This window comes from Sinosporangium siamense (genome assembly GCF_016863435.1).
In the GTDB taxonomy this organism is placed as follows: Bacteria; Actinomycetota; Actinomycetes; order Streptosporangiales; family Streptosporangiaceae; genus Sinosporangium; species Sinosporangium siamense.
On the sequence record NZ_BOOW01000006.1, the window covers coordinates 156,080 to 174,531 of the forward strand.

Below are 18,452 nucleotides of genomic sequence, written 5' to 3' on the forward strand. Positions count from 1 at the left end.
GGTGGGCGTCCGGCGGGGGCGCTCCGAGGGCCCGCCGATCGGGGGAGGTGCCGCATGAGGGCGCGCACGGCGTTCATCGCTCTGCTGACCGCGGGCGTGGTGGGATCGGCGGCCTGGCTGGTGTTCTTCTCGCCGGTCCTAGGCGTGCGTGAGGTGCAGATAGTGGGAAATGTCACAATTCCTACGGAGCTCATCCGCAAGGCCGTCGGGGTCGCCGACCGCGAGCCGCTGGCGACGGTCGACCTCGCCGACGTCGAGCGCCGGGTGTTGTCGATCAAGCAGCTCGAGTCCGCGCGGATCGACCGCAACTGGCCCGGCACGCTCAAGGTCCGCGTCGTGGAGCGGCGGCCCGTCGCGGCTCTGCCGTACGGCGGAGCCTTCGCCCTCGTCGACCGGCACGGTGTCGTGATGCAAGTGGTGCCGGCGGCTCCGCCCAGGATGCCCGTGCTCAAGGTGTCGCAGCCGAAGCCGGGCGATCCGGCCACTGCGGCGGCATTGGCCGTGATCAGGGCGTTGCCCGAGACTTTGGGGCGCACGGTCCGGGAGGTGCGGGCGCCGTCGGCCGAGAGTGTCTCGCTCATGTTGAACGACGGTCGCGAGGTGGTCTTCGGCGGCGCCGATCGCGCGGCCGAGAAGGTGCGCGTGATCACTGGGTTGTTGCGCAAACCGTACGACGTCTATGACGTGAGCACGCCCGATGTGGTAACGGTCAAATGAATCGGTGTGCTCGCGGTCAAGTCGGCGGGTTCGGTGGCGGTCAGGTGAGAAGGTCGGTAGAGAGGGAAAGTAGGGTGGCGTGCGAAAGGGACAGGGCGCGACACGCCGGGCGCGCTTGCGGCGCGCTTAGTTGACCCGGGTGGTGCGTAACCCTACTGTCCGTATCAATCCTCAGGTTGACATAAATCTAAATCTCAACTTGAGGATGAGAGTTTAGCAATTGTGGTATCGGATCTCGCCATACCACACGAAATGGCAAGTCAACGAGCGGAAAGGCCCCTCGTCGTGGCAGCACCGCAGAACTACCTCGCGGTCATCAAAGTCGTCGGCATTGGCGGCGGCGGAGTGAACGCCGTCAACCGGATGATCGAGGAGGGACTCAAGGGCGTCGAGTTCATCGCCATCAACACCGACGCCCAGGCGCTGCTGATGAGTGACGCCGACGTCAAGCTCGACGTGGGCCGGGAGCTCACGCGCGGCTTGGGCGCGGGGGCCAACCCCGAGGTCGGGCGCAAGGCGGCCGAGGATCACCGTGAGGAGATCGAGGAGGTCCTCAAGGGGGCCGACATGGTCTTCGTGACGGCGGGCGAGGGCGGTGGCACGGGCACCGGCGGCGCGCCGGTGGTCGCCAACATCGCGCGCTCGCTCGGCGCGCTCACGATCGGCGTTGTGACGAGGCCGTTCAGCTTCGAGGGGCGCCGCCGGGCCATGCAGGCCGAGGCCGGAATAGAGACTTTGCGCGACGAGGTCGACACCCTCATCGTGATCCCCAACGACCGGCTGCTGTCGATCTCCGACCGGCAGGTGAGCGTGCTCGACGCCTTCAAGGCGGCCGACCAGGTGCTGCTGTCCGGTGTCCAGGGCATCACCGACCTCATCACGACCCCCGGTCTGATCAACCTCGACTTCGCCGACGTCAAGTCGGTCATGTCCGGCGCCGGGTCGGCCCTGATGGGCATCGGCCACGCCAGGGGCGACGACCGGTCGGTGGCGGCGGCCGAGATGGCCGTGTCGAGCCCGCTGCTGGAGGCGAGCATCGACGGCGCCCACGGTGTGCTGCTGTCGATCGCCGGCGGTTCCGACCTCGGCCTCTTCGAGATCAACGAGGCCGCCCAGCTCGTGTCCAGCGCCGCGGCCATCGACGCCAACATCATCTTCGGCACGGTCATCGACGACGCCCTTGGCGACGAGGTCAGGGTGACGGTCATCGCGGCCGGCTTCGACGAGCCGCACACGGAGGAGAAGCCGCAGCTTCCGCCGCCGGGGTCACGCCAGCAGCGCCAGGCCGCGGCGACTCCGCCGCCGTCGGCCGGGCTCACCTCCTCGCCCAAGCCGCCGACGGCGCCGGCGGTCAAGGCCGAGTCCCGGGGCAACCCGCTCGGGAACGCCTCGGTCTCGCCGCCCCCGGTGCGGCCCGTGCCGAGCATGCCGCCGGCCTCCGTGCCGCCTCCTCCGCCGCCGCCCGCCGAGGCCGCGCCCCCGCCGTCTCCCGCCCCGGCTCCGCCGCATCCGGCCCCCGTCTCCGCGGACTTCCCCGCCACATCGGGCGGTCAGGGAGGTTCGATGGGCTCGGCCTCGGGTTCCTCCATGGGGGGCCCGTCGGCCGGTTCGCCGTTGCTGGGCGATGAGCCGCCGACCCCGGTCCCGAACCCGCGCTCGACTCCCGAGCCGGCCAACCCGCCGACGCCGATCACGCGCTTGGGTGACATGGGCCGGCGTCCGCGCGTCGTCTTCGAGGACCAAGAGGAGGATCTCGACGTCCCCGAGTTCCTCAAGCAGCAGCCGCCTTCCGTCGGGGGCGCGTGAGGGCCTTCTCCTGCGAGAAGGCACGATAGAGCCGCCGGATCCGGCACCGGGTTCACTGCACAGTAGGCGGCTAAAGAGTGACAAATCTGACTAGATACGACGAGATCGCGGCCGGGTTGGCCGAGGTAGAGGAGCGCATCGCGGATGCCTGCCGGGCGTCGGGGCGCTCACGTGACGAGATCACCTTGATCGCGGTCACCAAGACCTACCCGGCCTCCGATGTCCGTGTGCTCGCCGAGCTGGGCATCACCGACGTCGGTGAGAACCGCGACCAGGAAGCCGCCGCGAAAGCCCAAGAGTGCCACGATCTCCCGCTGAACTGGCATTTCATTGGTCAATTGCAAACGAACAAGGCCAAGTCGGTGGCGTCGTACGCCGATCTTGTGCACTCGGTGGACCGCTCCCGTCTCGTGACCACGCTGAGCCGGGCGGCGGTGGCGGCCGGGCGGGAGCTCGGGTGCCTCATCCAGGTCGCGCTCGACGACGACCCCTCGCGCGGCGGGGTCCGCCCGGCCGAGGTGTTCGCCTTGGCCGAAGAGGTGGTGGCGGCCGAGGGGCTGCGGTTCGGCGGGCTGATGGCGGTGGCCCCGCTGGGCGGTGACGCGGGCAAGTCGTTCACGAAATTGGCCGAGTTGGCGCAGGCCGTACGCGGTCGATGGGCCGAGGCGCGGATCGTCTCGGCGGGCATGAGCGGCGACCTGAACGAGGCGGTCGCCAATGGTGCGACACACCTGCGGATCGGTACGGCGTTGCTCGGCCGCAGGAGGCCCTTCGTCAGGTAATGTCCCCTCAAGTGGGCCTGGTGTCCGCGAATCTGGAGTAGAGGGCGCACAGTGGTGAGCTGCGAGGGGGGACGGCTGCCACCGGCCTTCAACCGACCACGGAGGATGACGTAGCAATGGCCGGCGGCGCGATGCGCAAGATGGCGGTCTACCTCGGTCTGGTGGAGGACGACCGCTACGAGAGATACGAGGCTTACCAGGACGACGACTACGACGATTACGACGAACGTCGCCGCACCGGTGGGGAGCAGGTGGCGGACGCCCATGAGCGCGAGGACGACACCGACTCGGGTGTGCCCGCGCCGAGACCGGCGGACCGCGTCGTCGAGCGTCGCACGACCGACCTGGCGCGGATCACCACGCTGCACCCCCGGACATACAACGAGGCGCGCACCATCGGCGAGCACTTCCGGGACGGCACCCCGGTCATCATGAACCTTACCGAGATGGTCGACTCCGACGCCAAGAGACTTGTCGATTTCGCGGCAGGTCTCATCTTTGGCCTACACGGCAGCATCGAACGTGTTACCAACAAGGTATTCCTGTTGTCCCCTGCCAATGTCGAGGTGACTGCCGAGGACAAGGCCCGAATCGCGGAACGCGGGTTCTTCAACCAGAGCTAGAGTGCCACCATGAAGACTGACTGGCCGGACTGGTCCCCACCGGACCTTGGCCGGCGGAACGGGACGGAGGCGAGGCGGGGTCATGGCGATCATTGAGAGCATTCTGGTCTTCGCCCTCACCATCTATCTGCTCCTGCTGATCGGCAGAATGATCTTTGAGACGGTCCAGGCGTTCGCTCGCCAGTGGCGGCCCACCGGGCTCGTGCTGGTTTTGGCGGAGGCCACATACACGATGACGGACCCACCTCTCAAGTTCCTACGCCGTTTTATTCCGCCGCTCAGGTTGGGTACGGTGGCCTTTGACCTAAGCTTCACAGTGCTCTTCATTGTGGTGTTGGTCATGATCACACTCGTGTCCGCGCTTCACTAATCGGGTACCGTCCCTCCGGACAGATTCCAAGCGCGCCAAGGAGACCGAAATGCCGCTGACGCCCGCTGATGTGCGGAACAAGCAGTTCAGTACCACCCGGTTGCGACCGGGTTACGACGAGGAGGAGGTCGACGCATTCCTCGATGAGGTGGAAGCCGAGCTCGACCGACTCATTCAGGAAAACGAGGAGCTCCGCGCCAAGCTGACCGAGTGCTTGCGCGGCAAGGTGCCCGGTGGCATGGGCATGGCGATGGCCCCCGCGCCCATCGCCGAGCCCAAGCCCGAGATGATGATCCCCCAGCCGGAGCCGATGAAGGCCCCCGAGCCGGTGCCCCCGCCCCAGCCCGTCCCGGTCATGAGCATGCCCCCGGCCGAGGACAACATGGACACCGCGGCCCGGGTGCTCGCGCTCGCGCAGCAGACCGCCGACCAGGCGATCGCCGACGCGCGCCGCGAGGCCGACGAGACCGTGACCCGCGCCCGCCGTGAGGCGGACGAGATCCTGAGCAAGGCCCGCCGCCAGGCCGAGCAGGTCATCGGCGACGCGCGCGCCCGCGCGAGCACGCTCGAGCGCGACGCCCAGGAGCGCCACCGCCAGGCCATGGGCACGCTCGTGCAGAACCGCGACGAGCTTGAGCGCAAGGTCGAGGAGCTGCGCAGCATAGAGCGTGAATACCGCAGCAGGTTGAAGCTCTACTTCGAAGACCAGCTGGCCAACCTCAACGTCGCGGCCGAGACCAGCGAGCCGTTCCCGATCGTGGGTTCCGGACCGATGACCGGCCCGCCGATGGGCGCCGCTCCCCTCGGCCCCGGACAGCTCGGCCCCGGCCAGATGGGTGCCGCACCCCAGATGGGCGGCGGTCAGATGAGCGGGCCTCAGCCCATGCCCCACGGACCCGGCGGTCAGCAGGCCATCCCCGGCGGGCCCGCGCCTTTCGGCGGTGAGCCCGTGCAGCACCAGGGTGCCTTCCAGACCGCCGACGGCCCGCACAACGACCGCCGTTAGCACGAGCCGCCTTCATCCCCTCGCGAGCTAAACGATCCCTCCGGACACAAACTCGCCCTTCCCTCAACAGGGCGCGTTTCCACTTCCGGCTCGCTTGACGGATGGAGAAGGCTCATCCGGGTCGAACCCGCTTCGGCCCGCCAAGTGGGAGTTCCCCTGTGATTCTCGTCAGCGCTGGACTGGTGCTCGCGGCAATCGTGTTGTTGATCGCGGGCATCGTGCTGGGCAAGGTCTTCCTGGTCATGTGGTCGATCGTGCTCAGCGTGCTCTCCGCCGTGTTCCTCGTGATCGCGGCACTGCTCTGGCGTCACAAGTTGTTTCCCGGCGGTGGGCGAGCCGGTGCCCAGGCTCCGGTGACGCCCTCACCGGGGGCTCAGGCGCCGATGGTCCAGGCTCACGCACACGCGGGTGGCTACATGGGCGCGCCGACGACGGCGTCGGCGGCCACAGCTCCGATGGTGGGCACAGCCCCCGGCCAGACCGCGACGATCGCACGCACCCACTCCCACCCCTATCCCTCGGCCGGGCCACTCGGAAGGCCCGCGCCGTCCGGGATCTCCCCGGACGCCATCGTCCTGGTCGTGCCAGGGCGCAAGAGATATCACGTGGCGGGTTGCCGCCAGCTGCTCGGCAAACAGCTTGAGCAGCTCACTTACGAGGAGGCAAGGGAAGAGGGCTTCACGCCCTGCACCACCTGCCTGCCCGATGCCGCCCTCGGCGGTCTGCAGACCCCGCCCAGCGCCGAGCCGGACCAGCCCGCAGAGGCCGCGTTCCACTCCCTCGGGCAGCCGGGTGCGACGGAGTCTCAGCCGACGGCCTCCGCCCCCTCCGGGGCCGCGTTCCCCAGCAGTGGATCCGTGGATTCGCGGGGACCCCTTGATTCGCCCGGTTTCCCTGACAGACCTGGTTTCCCTGACTCGCCCAGCTATGCGGCTCCTCCAGAGGCCGCCGGTTCCGTGGCTTCCTCCGGCCCTTCGGCCTCCACGCCTTCCTCCGGCCCCTCCGGTTCTCCAGGGTCTTCCGGTCCCTCAGGCCCCACCGGCCCCTCAGCGGGTCTCCACCGCTCCACCGACTCCACAGGCCGCCCCGGCTCCGACGTCCCGGCAGACTCCCGGCTCTCGGGGGCCGAGACCTTCCCGCCGGGCGCAGGCAGACCTGAGCCGCCGGCTGTGGGGCGCTTTGCCGCTCCTATTTCGATCCCTCCGGCTACGTCCAGATCCACCGGCGGCTGGTTCGCCAGCAAGAGCCCGGGGGCGGGCCAGCAGGACCCCTCCTCGGCCGCTGAAAGCTACGCTGAAGCCTCATCCGCCCCCGGTCTAGATATGTTGCCCAATACGGGCGAGTCGGACCCTGTGGCGTCCGCACAGGGCCGCCCCTCCGACCCCGTCAAGGTGATCGTCGGCACCCACCGCTTCCACGCCGCCGACTGCCCGCTCATCCGGGCCATGGACGACATCGGCCTGGAATCGACGACCCGCGCCGACGCCGAGAGAGCGGGCCTCACGAAATGTGTGGTCTGCCTGGATGTGTGACATATCGGCGTGAGCCACTGAACAAAAGGAACCCCCGGACCGTGAAGGTGCCGGGGGTTTTGGCTATGCGGCCGCAGGTTTTCTCTGGTGAATCGGGGTCGTTTCCCCTGGGTTGGCGCTGTTGGGTCGGAGCTGACTCTTCCGCCGCATTCAGGGCATTTGCCCTTAGACTGCCTCCAAAGCGATGAACTCTGGGTGGGATCCAATATCTCTCCCATTCTGGAGAGTGTAGAGAAAGTGCACATAGCAGTGCGCGCCATTGTGGAACTCGACGTCTATGCCGAGGTTTTCGGGCTTGCCGCCGAATGGCTTGACGCTTCGGATCTCCGAGTTGCCGCTGTTGGTGATCAGTGCGGTGAGATAGGACTTGACATCCCTGGTCAGGAGCCTGCTGCCGGCCGGGGACAGATCCGGGCGGGGAACGCCGGGCAGAATGTCGCCCTCAACGACTCGCTCGTCTTGGCTGAAGTCGTCGCCGCCGGGAGGTGAGGCGCGCACGATCTGGAGCAGCACCCTGCCGCCGGTGACGAACTCCAGATCCACTCCGAATGGTTTGCTGCGAAATCCGGCTTCTTTGAAAGTTTGAACCCTTTTGACCGTTGGGTGGCCATCGCTGCTGAGCATGCTCTTCAAGGCTGATTCGAAGCGTGCTGCCCACATGAATGCGATGCTCCCTTGGCAAATCGCCGGAACCGTTAGCAGGCCTGCAGTCTACTGCGGTCTTCGGTGCAGCCGACGGCGGCAACCAGGGGCTGGGCGGAAAGCGCCGGGCCCAGCCCCTGGCACACGTCAGGCCGGTGTACGGCGGAGCCGGAAGGTCAGGCCGAGGTCGGGGTCGTGGTGGGTGATCTCGTCGAGTCCGGCCGACTCGGCGATGACGTCGGCGAGGACCTCGGTGGCGATGAGGCCGGACTGGTCGCGAAGTGCGGTGGCCAGTTCCTGGTCCTGCGTCGACCACTGGAGGTCGATCCTGTCGGTGATGGACAGCCCCGTCGCCTTGCGTGACTCCTGGACGAGGCGGATCACCTCGCGGGCGAGCCCGGCGCGGCGCAGCTCGGGGGTGATGGCGAGGTCGAGGGCGACCGTCTCCCCGGTGCCCGTGTCGATCGCCCCGGTCTCGACCGCCCAGCCCGACTTGGGCTGCTCGGTGATGATGACGTCGTCGAGGGTGATTTCGACCTCGCCGAGGCCGTCGGCGGACAGGGTGACCGGCCCGCCGGCGCGGAGTCGGCCGGCCAGGTCGGTGGGGTCGGCGGCGGCGACGGCGGCGGCGACCGACTTGGTCTGCGAGCCGAAGCGTTTGCCGAGGGCCCGGAAGTTGGGCTTGACGGTGAAGGAGACCAGGTCGGCGGAGAATCCGGACAGGTTCTCAAGCGTCTGCACGTTGAGCTCGTCGGCGATCAGCTCCCGCAGGGTGGCGGGAAGCGCGGCCCAGCCGGGCGCGCCGACGAGGGCGCGGCCGAGGGGCTGACGCGTCTTGACGCCACCGGCGGCGCGGGCCGAGCGGCCGAGCTCCACAAGGCGGCGGACGAGGGCCATCTGCTCGGAGAGGGCGGTGTCGAGCAGCTCATGCCGTGTCTCGGGCCAGGTGGCGAGGTGCACCGAGGCAGGGGCGTCGGCGGCGCGCAGCACACCCCACACATAGTCGGTGAGGAACGGCACGATCGGCGCCATCAGCTTGCTGACCGTCGTGAGGCACTCGTAGAGCGTGGCGAAGGCCGACGTCTCACCGGACCAGAAGCGGCGGCGGGAACGTCGGACATACCAGTTGGAGAGGTCGTCGAGGAACTCGGTGATGCGCCGCCCGGCACGCGCGCTGTCGAACTCGTCCAGGGAGGCGGTGACCTCGGCCACGGTGCGGTGGAGCTCGGCGAGGGCCCACCGGTCGATCAGCGGGCGGTCGGCCGGGGCGGGCGCCTCGGCCAGCTTGTCGGGCGTCCAGGACTCGGCGTTGGCATAGAGGGTGAAGAAGGAGGTGGTGTTCCAGTAGGTCAGCAGGACCTTCCTGACGATCTCCTCCAGCATGTGGTGGCCGACGCGCCGGGGCGCCCAGGGGGAGCCGGAGACGGTCATGAACCACCGCAGGGCGTCGGCGCCGTGCTCGTCCATCAGCGGGATGGGCCGCAGGACGTTGCCGAGGTGCTTGCTCATCTTGCGCCCGTCCTCGGCGAGGATGAGGCCGAGGCACAGGACGTTCTCGTAGGAGGAGCGGTCGAAGACGAGTGTGCCGACCGCCATCATCGAGTAGAACCAGCCGCGGGTCTGGTCGATGGCCTCGCAGATGAACTGCCCGGGGTAGGCCTGCTCGAACTCGTCCTTGTTGATGTGCGGCGCGCCCCACTGGGCGAACGGCATGGCCCCCGAGTCATACCAGACGTCGATCACGTCGGGCACACGGTGGGCCTGCTCGCCGCAGTCGGGGCAGGCGAAGGCGATGTCGTCGACGAAGGGCCGGTGCGGGTCGAGCCCGGTGAGGTCGGTCCCGGCCAGCTCGCCGAGTTCCTTGAGCGAGCCGACGCAGGTCACGTGGCTCTCGTCGGCCGAGCACACCCACAGCGGGAGCGGCGTGCCCCAGTATCGCGAGCGGGAGAGCGACCAGTCGACGTTGTTGCGCAGCCACTCGCCATAGCGGCCGTGCTTGATCGTCTCGGGGTGCCAGTTGGTCTTCTCGTTCTCGGCGAACAGCCGCTCCTTGATCGCGGTGGTCCGGATGTACCACGCGGGGAGCGCGTAGTAGAGCAGCGCGGTGTGGCACCGCCAGCAGTGGGGGTAGCTGTGCTCGAAGTGGTCGCCGCGGAACAGCAGCCCGCGCTCGCGAAGGTCGGCGGTGAGGGTCTCGTCGGCCTCCTTGAAGAAGACGCCGCCGACGAGCGGCACCTCGGCGAGGAAACGCCCGTCGGGGCCGATCGGGTTGACGACCGGCATGCCGTACTTCTTGCAGACCATCATGTCGTCCGCGCCGAAGGCGGGGGCCTGGTGGACGAGGCCGGTGCCGTCCTCGACCGTCACATAGTCGGCCAGCACGACATAGTGCGCGCCCGGGATGTCGACGAGCTCGAACGGCCGCGAGTAGGGCGTGTGCTCAAGCTCGGTGCCCGGCACCCGCTCACGCACGGACCAGCCCTCGCCGAGCGCGGCGCCGAGCAGCGGCTCGGCCACGACGACCGGCCTCTCGCCGTCCTTCTCGGCGACGACGTAGGTCACCTCGGGGTGTACGGCGACAGCCGTGTTGGACACCAGCGTCCATGGGGTGGTGGTCCAGATGAGCAGGTCGACGCCGGAGAGGCGGCCCTCGGTCACCGGCATGCGCACGTAGACCGACGGGCTGGTCACCGTCTCGTAGCCGCCGGGCTGGCCGAGCTCGTGGTCGGACAGGCCGGTGCCGCAGCGGGGGCAGTAGGGGGTGATCCGGAAGTCGCGGAAGAGCAGGCCCTTGTCCCAGATGACCTTGAGCGACCACCAGACGGACTCGACGTAGGCGGGGTCCATCGTGCGGTAGGCCTGGGTGGTGTCCACCCAGTAGCCCATGCGCTCGGTCATCTCCTCGAACGCGTCCACGTGGCGCAGGACCGACTCGCGGCAGCGCTGGTTGAACTCGGCGATGCCGTACGCCTCGATCTCGGGCTTGCCCGACAGGCCGAGCTCCTTTTCCACGGCGACCTCGACGGGCAGCCCGTGGCAGTCCCACCCGGCCCGGCGCGGCACGTGGTAGCCCCGCATGGACTTGTAGCGCGGGAAGAGGTCCTTGAACACCCGGGCCTCGACGTGGTGCACGCCCGGCAGGCCGTTGGCGGTCGGGGGGCCCTCGTAGAAGACCCACGACGGGCCGCCGGCGTTCTGGTCCATCGAACGCTCGAAGACCTTGCCCTCGCGCCAGCGGTCGAGCATCTCCCGCTCCATGGCGGGCAGATCGACCGAGGCGGGGAGCTGGGAGAAGTAATGGGAAGACATCGCGGGCGGGACCTCCACGCCGAAAGCTCAAACCGACTTTTCGCGTGGAGGGACGAGACCGGACCGGCCCCGCGGTACCACCCTCCTTGGCGTCAAAGGTGCGGATGTGGCCTGTGACGCCCTCTTGTTTGGGGTGTGCTGCCGGGTCTACCGGGCCTGGACGGGCAGGCCTTTCTTCCGGCGGCTCCGGGGTGATCTTCGGCCCGGCCTCCGCCCCGGGCTCGCACCGTCCCCGGGTCGCTCATGCGGGCGGCACAGGGCCTACTCGTCCCCATCAACGCCTTGCAGCTTTACACGATAACGCACCCGTAGCAGCACTGTGGCGCGGTCACGGCCGCCAGCCGGTGTGGGCAGAAGTAACGACAAAGTCCTGCAAAGTATGGGTAATGGTGATGAGACGCTGAAGAGGGTGGGTCATCGTACGGGAGTGGTAAATGTTACGGCGGGTCGTTTGCCGTTCTGTTATGAGCGACCTATGCTCTCGGCACCCGTTGAAAGCACACCGGTGAGACGGGAACGGCACAGCTAGGAGGCAGGCCATGGCCGCGAGCACGCGCACCACCGCGAAGAGAGCCGGCGACGGCTCGACGACCCCCCTTGAAGGCTGGACCGCAGGCGAGCTCGCCGAAGTCCGCCAGGCTTTGGCCAAGGAAGTCGAGGACCTGAGGGCCGACATCGCGCGGGCCGAGTCGGAGATCGCCTCCGGCGACATGTCCGAGGGCGCGGGCGACGACCAGGCCGACGCCGGGGCCAAGACCTATGAGCGGGAACGTGAGATCGCCCTTACCCTGAATTCGCGCGACCTGCTCGCGCAGAACGAGCGGGCGATCGCCCGGATCGACGCAGGGACCTATGGAGTGTGCGAATCGTGCCACAAGCCGATCGGCAAGGAACGCCTTCGAGCGTTCCCGAGGGCGACGCTGTGCGTGGCCTGCAAGCAGCGGGAGGAGCGCCGCTGAGCGGCGCGCCGGGCGACGACGCCGGGAGCGGCGGAACGGGCGGCACGGACGACGTGACGCGCCCCGGCGCTCCCGGTGAGACGACGGCGCGGGAGACACCACCCTCCGCAGGAGGGCCCGCCAGGAGGCGGCTCGGCCTGCTCGCGATCATCGCTGTGGTCATCTACCTCTCCGATCTCGCCTCCAAGATCCTTGTGGTGGAGACCATCGAGGACCGCCCCCCGGTCGTGCTGATCGACGGGCTGCTCCAGTTCCGCGTCATCCGCAACCCCGGTGCGGCCTTCAGCATCGGCACCGGGCTGACGCTGGTGCTCACCCTCATCGCGATCGGCGTGGTCATCGCGATCCTGCGCACCGCCAAAAACCTCCGCAGCCTCCCCTGGGCGGTGACCCTCGGGTTGCTCCTCGGCGGCGCGCTCGGCAACCTCACCGACCGCATCTTCCGCTCGCCCGGCGTGCTTGAGGGCCACGTGGTCGACTTCGTCGAGGTCTTCCCCGGCCACTTCCCGATCTTCAACGTGGCCGACTCCTCGATCGTCTGCGGCGGCATCCTCGCGGTCTTCCTCGCGTGGCGGGGCTACCAGATCGACGGCACCCGCGACACGGGCGGCTCCAAGGGCAAATCCGCCGCGGCGAAGGATGAGGACAATGGCTGATCAGCGTAGTCTCCCCGTCCCCGACGGCCTCGCCGGCGAGCGGCTCGACGCCGCCCTGGCCCGCCTGTTCGGCTTCTCCCGCACCCGCGCCGCCGAGTTGATCACCGACGGCGACGTGCTCGTCGACGGCGTGGCCGCGGCCAAGTCCGACCGAGTGCACGCGGGCTCGTGGCTCGACGTCACCCTGCCGCCGCCGCCCACCGCCCCCATGCCGATAGCCGAGCCCGTGCCCGGCATGAAGATCATCTATGAGGACTCCGATCTCGTCGTCGTCGACAAGCCGATCGGCGTCGCCGCCCACCCGACGGTCGGCTGGACCGGCCACACCGTCCTCGGCGGCCTGCTCGGCGCCGGCCACACCGTGGCCACCAGCGGCGCCGCCGAGCGCCAGGGCATCGTGCACCGCCTCGACGCCAACACGACGGGCGCCATGGTCGTCGCCAAGAGCGAGGTGGCCTACTCGCTGCTCAAGCGGGCCTTCAAGGAGCGCCGCGTCGAAAAGCGCTACCACGCCCTCGTGCAGGGCCACCTCGACCCGCTGCGCGGCACCGTGGACGCCCCCATCGACCGGCACCCCTCCGGCGACGGCCGCTTCGCGGTGGTGGCCGGCGGCAAGCCGTCGATCACGCACTACGACACGATCGAGGCGTTCCGGGCGGCCTCCCTGCTGGACATCGGCCTCGAGACCGGGCGCACCCACCAGATCCGCGTGCACATGGCGGCCCTGCGCCACCCGTGCGTCGGCGACCTCATGTACGGCGCGGACCCGACGCTGGCCGCCCGCCTCAAGGTCGGCCGGCAGTGGCTCCACGCGGTCTCGCTCAGCTTCGAGCACCCGACCCTGGGCGAGTGGGTGTCGTTCACGAGCGACTATCCCGACGACCTCGCCGGCGCCCTCGACAGGGCCGGCCGCGAGTCCTGACGGGGCGGCTCAGGGGGTGCCGGGGGAGTTCTCGGTGCGAGGCACCTTCCGGCTCCGCTCAGGCGCCGGCGCCCGGCCTTCGGCGCCGGGCGCCTGACTCCCGAAGCGGAAGGTCCGGGCGAAGTTCTGGAAGAAGTGCAGGTCCCGGCTCCACTCGGCGTCGGGCACCCGCCAATAGAGCGCAAAATGCCGTCCGTCCGCTGTGCGGAACCCTCGGTCGATCACCCGCACAGTGCCGTCCGCCGTGCTCTCGAAGGTGAACTCCCAGTCGGCCGCCGGGCGGCCGAGGTAGGTCAGCGGCCTGATCCCGATCCGGCGATAACCGGGCAGCCCCTTCTCAGCCAGGATCGTCTTCTCCAGCTCCTCCCAGGCGGCCACCTGATCGTCCTGGGGGTTCTCCGGCGTGGCCCACTCCACCCAGAGGAAGCCGTTGCTCCCCTTCCCCCGGATCTCCACCCTGGGCCGCTCAGGGTCGTCCACGGCGGTCCATCCCTTCGGAACGGCCAGCGAGAACCCCTGCGGGTGGCGATAGGACACCCACCCCTTCGGGATGAACGCCTCGCGCGGGGTGGCGGTGACCGTCACGCGGGCCTGTGCCGTACGCGTCGGCGACGGCAGGGGCTCGGGTTCGGCGGTCCCGACGGGCACGATCATGGACTCCTGCTCCGTGGACCTCCCGCCCCAGTAGAGGAGCCCGAAGACCGCCGCCGCCGCGACCAATGCCAGCGACACGGTGATCGCCGTCACGAGCAGTGCCGTACGGCGCAGCCGGCCGGCCGGGCGGCCTGGGGGCCGGTGCCCTGCCGGGCGAGGGGTCGCGCCTCGGTGGGTCCTGTGCCCTCGGCGATGGGGCGGAGCAGCTCCTCGGCCTCCTCCGTGCCCATGCGCAGGGCCGGCTCCTTGTGCAAAAGCCCGTGGATCATGTGGGACAGGGCGCCCGCCCGTGCCATGGGGCCCGTCTCCTCGTAGAGCACCGCTGCCATCGTCGGCGCGGCGGCACCCCGGTCGAAGGGCGATCTGCCCTCCACCGCGGCGTACAGCGTCGCGCCGAGCGACCACAGGTCGGACTCGGGCCCGGCGGGCATGCCCTTCAGACGCTCAGGGGGCAGGAAGGCGGGCGTGCCCATGATCGCCCCCGTGTGGGTGAGGGCGGGGTCCTCCTCCACGGCGGCGATGCCGAAGTCGGTCAGCACCACCCGCCCGTCGTCGGCGAGCAGCACGTTCTCCGGCTTGACGTCGCGATGCAGCACCCCCGCCGCGTGCGCGGCCCGCAGCGCCGACAACATCTGCAGCCCGAGCGCCGCCACCCGCTCGGGTGCCAGCGGACCGTAGACCCGCACGACCTCGCCCAGCGACCGCGAACGCACAAGCTGCATGACGATCCACGCCCTGCCGTCCTCCTCGACGACGTCGTGCACGGCCACCACCGAGGGGTGGTCGAGCCGTCCTGCCGCCCTGGCCTCGCGGATCGTGCGCTGGATCAGCGACGCGCGGCGCTCGTCGTCGACCCCCGAGTAACGCACCTCCTTGACGGCCACCGGCCGGTCGAGGAGCTCGTCGTGGGCGCGCCACACGACGCCCATGCCGCCCTGCCCGAGTCGCTCGATCAGCAGATATCTGCCGTTGATCCGGCGCTGTCCGTCCGTCACCGGCGCCCCTTTCCGCCTGCGGGCGTCAGACGCGACACGTTACTTCGCGGGTTTGAAGGTGTCGGCGAATCCGTTGAAGAAGCGCAGGTGCTTCTTCCACTTGCTGCTCGCGGTGTGCCAATAGATCGCGTAGCCGCGGCCGTTGTCGGTGAGGAAGCCGCGGTTGCGCACCCGGGCCAGACCGGAGTTCGCCCTCCAGGTGAACTCCCAGTCGGAGGCCGACTTCTGGTAGTCGACCTTCTTGATGAATTTGAACTTGTATCCCCCGAAGTTGTACCTCGCGGTGCGCTCAAGCTTGCGCCAGTCCTTCACCGGGTCGCTCTTGGGGTTGTCCGCCTCCTCGATCAGCAGGTACGACTGGGGGCTCGCTCCGGGGCCGCGGAAACGCACGGCGTTGCGGGTGCGGACGAAGGGCTTCCAGCCCTTCGGCAGGCCCACCGAGAAGCCCATCTTGTCGTCCTTGTACATCTTCCAACCCGCGGGCAGCGCCGCCGCCGGCTCCGACTTCTCGGGAGCGGGCTCGGCCGTTTTCGACGGGGCCGGCTCATTGGCCTGCGGCGGGTTCGGAACGGGGGCGGCCTGCGGAGACCCGCCGGGGGACGACGACTTCTCGCCCTCGGGTTCGGTCGTCGCCGATGTCGTGGCCGAGGGGTCGGGGGAGCCCGCGGTGTTGCCGCTGCGCATGCCGAGATAGAGCGACACCATCGCGACCACGATCACCGCCACGACCACGGCGGGCACGACCTTGCGCAGGGGGGACGGAGGCCGCGGCGGCACCGATGGCCGCAGGCCCATCACCGTGGACTGCCCGTCGCCGCCCTTATTCCGTCCGGGCGGAGGCTGCGCCTCGTGTCCGGGCCGGGGCGGCGTGGGGAGCTTCGCGGTGGCGTTCCCGATGTACGGCGCGGCGTCCGGTTCAGGCACCTCCCAGCCCGGTACGGCGGAAGCCCCCGCGGCCTCACGCGCCGCCGGACGGCCGTACCCACCTACGCTTGGGAGGGCTTTGCCCGATTTGGGGCTCTTTCCGCTCGGGGCCGGGTCCAGGGCGCCGTCGGCGACCCGGGTCGCCTCGGCGGCGAAAGAGGTGTCGTAAGGGGCGCGGCCGACCGCGCCTCTCGCGGCGGCCTTTGAGCCCGTGGACCCCGCCTTGCCGACGTCGTTCCCGGCCTTGGCGCTCAGATCGAGCGAGATCTCCTCGGCCCCGAACTTAGTCGTCGCAGGGTCGGCCGGGTCCGCCCCGGCCGCCGGCAGGCCGACGGGGTCGAGGCCGGCCGCGGCGTCACCGACGAGGTCGAACGAGGCCGCCGCGGCTTTCTCATGCTTGGCGTCGGTGCCGAGTATGCGCTCGGAGGTGGAGACGGACACGTCGGGCCATGCCGGGCCGTCGAGGCTGACCGCCGGGATGACCAGGCTCGGCGAGGTGTCGGTGTCGTCCTCGCGGCCGACTGCGAACGCGGCACTCCCGAGCGCGATGTCGGGGGCCTCGCCGCCGGCCTCGCCGTTCACGTCCTTGGCGTCGCTGTCGGCGGGTGAGGCGCCGTCTTCCGTGCTGTCGGCGGCGGGCTTCTTCTTGGTGTCGCTCTTGCCCTTCGCCCCGGGCTTGGCGGGGGTGCTTCCGGTGGTCTTCTCCGGGGACGCCGGCTCCTTCTCGCCGGACTCGGTGCCCGGCTCCGCGGCGTCCGCCGGTGAATCGGATGACTTTTCCTCATCCGCTTTGGCCTGTGCCTTGGGGCGTGCGCCGGTTCCGGACTTCGAGGCATTCGAAGCACCGGCGCTCGACGAGCCTGTGCTCTTGCGTGCCGAGGGGCGTTTGCCCGAGCCGGTGGAGTCCGTGTTCGCGGCATCGTCGTCTGACAAGGAACCGCTCTCGGGCTTGGCGTCCCCGGTTGCCCCGGTGCCGCTCGCCGTCCCGGTTCGCGCCGATGCTCGTTTCGTGCCTGAGGTGCCGGACTTCTTGGACTTGGTCTTGCTCGGCTCATCCTCGGCCGTGGCCGAGCCGGACTCCGCATCTTGGCCGTCGGCCGCGTCCTTCTCTGCGGCTTCCCGTGCGGCCTTCTCCTCGGCCTCCTTGGCGGCCTTGGCCTCGGCCTCTTGGGCGGCCTTGGCTGCGGCCTCGCGGGCCGCCTTCAAACGGGCGGCCTTCTCTGCGGCTTCCCGTGCGGCCTTCTCCTCGGCCTCCCTGGCCGCCTTGGCCTCGGCCTCTTGGGCGGCCTTGGCTGCGGCCTCGCGGGCCGCCTTCAAACGGGCGGCCTTCTCTGCGGCCTCACGTGCGGCCCTCTCCTCCGCCTCCCTGGCCGCCTTGGCCTCAGCCTCACGCGCGGCCTTGGCCGCCGCGTCGCCCGACCTGCCCGTCGCGCCGGGCAGGCGGCCCGCCACGGGCGGCCTGGCGGTCGACGCGGTGCCCGGCTTCGGCACGCGTGCCTTGCGGGTGGCCATGTCGCCGTCGTCGGCCTCGAACGCCGCCGGGGTCTGCCTGCCGTACGGGTCCTTCCCGGGGCGCTGGTTCCTGCCGCTGAGCGGACGGCCCGACACCGGCGGATGGGCGTGGTGGCCCGTCTCGGGGATCGAGGGGCCGGCCGGCTTGCTCGGCCGCGCCTGAGGCTTGGGCGGCACCATGCCGAAGGGCATGGTGGGGGAGTGACCCTCGACGACCTTGCGCAACATCGCGGTCGCCTCGTCGTAGGTGAGCCGCTGCACCGGCTCCTTGCGCAGCAACCCCTCAAGCACCGGATAGAGCGGCCCGGCGAGGCGCGGAGGGCCGGGTTCGTCGTTGAGCACCGAGTGCATGGTGGCCATGGCGAGGCCCCGGTCGTGGGGGGACTTGCCCTCCACCGCCGCATAGAGCGTCGCGCCGAGGGACCACAGGTCCGACTCGCGGCGCGCGGGCAGGCCGCGCAGGCGCTCGGGCGCGATGAAGGCCGGCGTGCCCGCCAGCCCCGTCATCGTGAGCGCGGTCTCGGCCTCCAGCGTCGCGATGCCGAAGTCCGTGAGCACGACGCGGCCGTCGTCGGCCAGCAGGACGTTCTCCGGCTTGACGTCGCGGTGCAGGACACCCGCCCGGTGCGCGCCGCGCAGGGCGTCGACGAGGTTCAGGCCGATCTCGGCGACGCGGCGCGGCTTGAGCGGCCCTTCAGCCTTGATCACCTGCCCGAGGGAACGCGACGGGACCATCTGCATGACGATCCACGGCCGGTTGTCCTCTTCGATCACGTCGTAGACGATCACGACGTTGGGATGCGTCAGCCGGGCGGCGGCGCGGGCTTCGCGCATCATCCGCCGGTTGAGCATGTGTGTTTCGTCACCCAGGCCGCCGCCGTACCGAACCTCTTTGACCGCGACGGTCCGGTCGAGAAGTGTGTCGTGCGCTCGCCACACCACGCCCATGCCGCCCTGTCCGATAGGTTCGAGCAGGTGGTAGCGGTCGGCGACGCGGCGACCCTTGTGGTGTTGTCCGTCCGACTGCATCACCGCTCAATCCC

The 18,452-nt window shown here is 69.7% G+C and carries 15 protein-coding genes; 10 read left to right on the top strand and 5 right to left on the bottom strand.

Going from position 1 to position 18,452, the window contains the following annotated elements:
- The first annotated feature begins 54 nt into the window (after positions 1-54).
- From Ssi02_RS02675 to Ssi02_RS02705, 7 genes are all read left to right on the top strand, one after another.
- Positions 55-717: a cell division protein FtsQ/DivIB gene (locus Ssi02_RS02675; protein WP_204020675.1), complete on the top strand. Its 663-nt coding sequence runs from the start codon at positions 55-57 to the stop codon at positions 715-717.
- A gap of 285 nt (positions 718-1,002) precedes the next feature.
- Positions 1,003-2,523, top strand: a complete 1,521-nt coding sequence (gene ftsZ / locus Ssi02_RS02680) for a cell division protein FtsZ (RefSeq protein ID WP_204020677.1) — start codon at positions 1,003-1,005, stop codon at positions 2,521-2,523.
- A 77-nt stretch (positions 2,524-2,600) separates the two neighbouring features.
- Complete coding sequence (locus Ssi02_RS02685; RefSeq protein ID WP_204020679.1) at positions 2,601-3,305, top strand: YggS family pyridoxal phosphate-dependent enzyme; 705 nt, start codon at positions 2,601-2,603, stop codon at positions 3,303-3,305.
- A gap of 116 nt (positions 3,306-3,421) precedes the next feature.
- A complete protein-coding gene (locus Ssi02_RS02690; RefSeq protein WP_204020681.1) occupies positions 3,422-3,928 on the top strand; it encodes a cell division protein SepF in 507 nt (168 codons plus the stop codon).
- A gap of 82 nt (positions 3,929-4,010) precedes the next feature.
- Positions 4,011-4,298, top strand: coding sequence for a YggT family protein (locus Ssi02_RS02695; protein WP_204020683.1), 288 nt, complete (start codon positions 4,011-4,013; stop codon positions 4,296-4,298).
- A 49-nt stretch (positions 4,299-4,347) separates the two neighbouring features.
- On the top strand, positions 4,348-5,304 hold the full coding sequence (locus Ssi02_RS02700; RefSeq protein ID WP_204020685.1) for a DivIVA domain-containing protein: 957 nt from the start codon (positions 4,348-4,350) through the stop codon (positions 5,302-5,304).
- 158 nt (positions 5,305-5,462) lie between these two features.
- Positions 5,463-6,836 carry a hypothetical protein gene (locus Ssi02_RS02705; RefSeq protein ID WP_204020687.1) on the top strand — a complete coding sequence of 458 codons (1,374 nt, stop codon included), beginning with the start codon at positions 5,463-5,465 and terminating at the stop codon, positions 6,834-6,836.
- 165 nt (positions 6,837-7,001) lie between these two features.
- On the opposite strand, the gene Ssi02_RS02710 is transcribed toward Ssi02_RS02705, so the two are convergent.
- Both Ssi02_RS02710 and ileS read right to left on the bottom strand, forming a co-directional pair.
- Complete coding sequence (locus tag Ssi02_RS02710; protein ID WP_204020689.1) at positions 7,002-7,496, bottom strand: hypothetical protein; 495 nt, start codon at positions 7,494-7,496, stop codon at positions 7,002-7,004.
- A gap of 129 nt (positions 7,497-7,625) precedes the next feature.
- Complete coding sequence (gene ileS, locus Ssi02_RS02715) at positions 7,626-10,787, bottom strand: isoleucine--tRNA ligase (protein WP_204020691.1); 3,162 nt, start codon at positions 10,785-10,787, stop codon at positions 7,626-7,628.
- Positions 10,788-11,326: 539 nt separating this feature from the next.
- On the opposite strand from ileS, the gene Ssi02_RS02720 reads away from it, so the two are divergent.
- The 3 genes from Ssi02_RS02720 to Ssi02_RS02730 are packed head-to-tail and all read left to right on the top strand — an operon-like array spanning position 11,327 to position 13,324.
- Entirely contained in the window at positions 11,327-11,746 is a 420-nt protein-coding gene (locus Ssi02_RS02720) for a TraR/DksA family transcriptional regulator (RefSeq protein WP_204020693.1), read from the top strand.
- Positions 11,710-12,402, top strand: a complete 693-nt coding sequence (lspA, locus tag Ssi02_RS02725) for a signal peptidase II (protein ID WP_239128547.1) — start codon at positions 11,710-11,712, stop codon at positions 12,400-12,402. The genes Ssi02_RS02720 and lspA overlap by 37 nt, the downstream gene beginning before the upstream one ends.
- Positions 12,395-13,324 (top strand): RluA family pseudouridine synthase, encoded by a 930-nt coding sequence (locus Ssi02_RS02730; protein ID WP_204020694.1) that lies wholly within the window; start codon positions 12,395-12,397, stop codon positions 13,322-13,324. Before lspA ends, Ssi02_RS02730 begins: the two co-directional genes overlap by 8 nt.
- Positions 13,325-13,333: 9 nt before the next feature.
- On the opposite strand, the gene Ssi02_RS02735 is transcribed toward Ssi02_RS02730, so the two are convergent.
- Genes Ssi02_RS02735 through Ssi02_RS02745 form a run of 3 tightly spaced genes read right to left on the bottom strand, consistent with a single transcriptional unit; the run spans position 13,334 to position 18,438 of the window.
- Positions 13,334-14,071, bottom strand: coding sequence for a serine/threonine kinase C-terminal domain-containing protein (locus Ssi02_RS02735; RefSeq protein WP_204020695.1), 738 nt, complete (start codon positions 14,069-14,071; stop codon positions 13,334-13,336).
- Positions 14,068-14,973: a serine/threonine-protein kinase gene (locus Ssi02_RS02740; RefSeq protein WP_204020696.1), complete on the bottom strand. Its 906-nt coding sequence runs from the start codon at positions 14,971-14,973 to the stop codon at positions 14,068-14,070. The genes Ssi02_RS02735 and Ssi02_RS02740 overlap by 4 nt, the downstream gene beginning before the upstream one ends.
- Before the next feature lie 39 nt (positions 14,974-15,012).
- Complete coding sequence (locus Ssi02_RS02745; protein WP_239128595.1) at positions 15,013-18,438, bottom strand: serine/threonine-protein kinase; 3,426 nt, start codon at positions 18,436-18,438, stop codon at positions 15,013-15,015.
- Between the last annotated feature and the right edge of the window lie 14 nt (positions 18,439-18,452).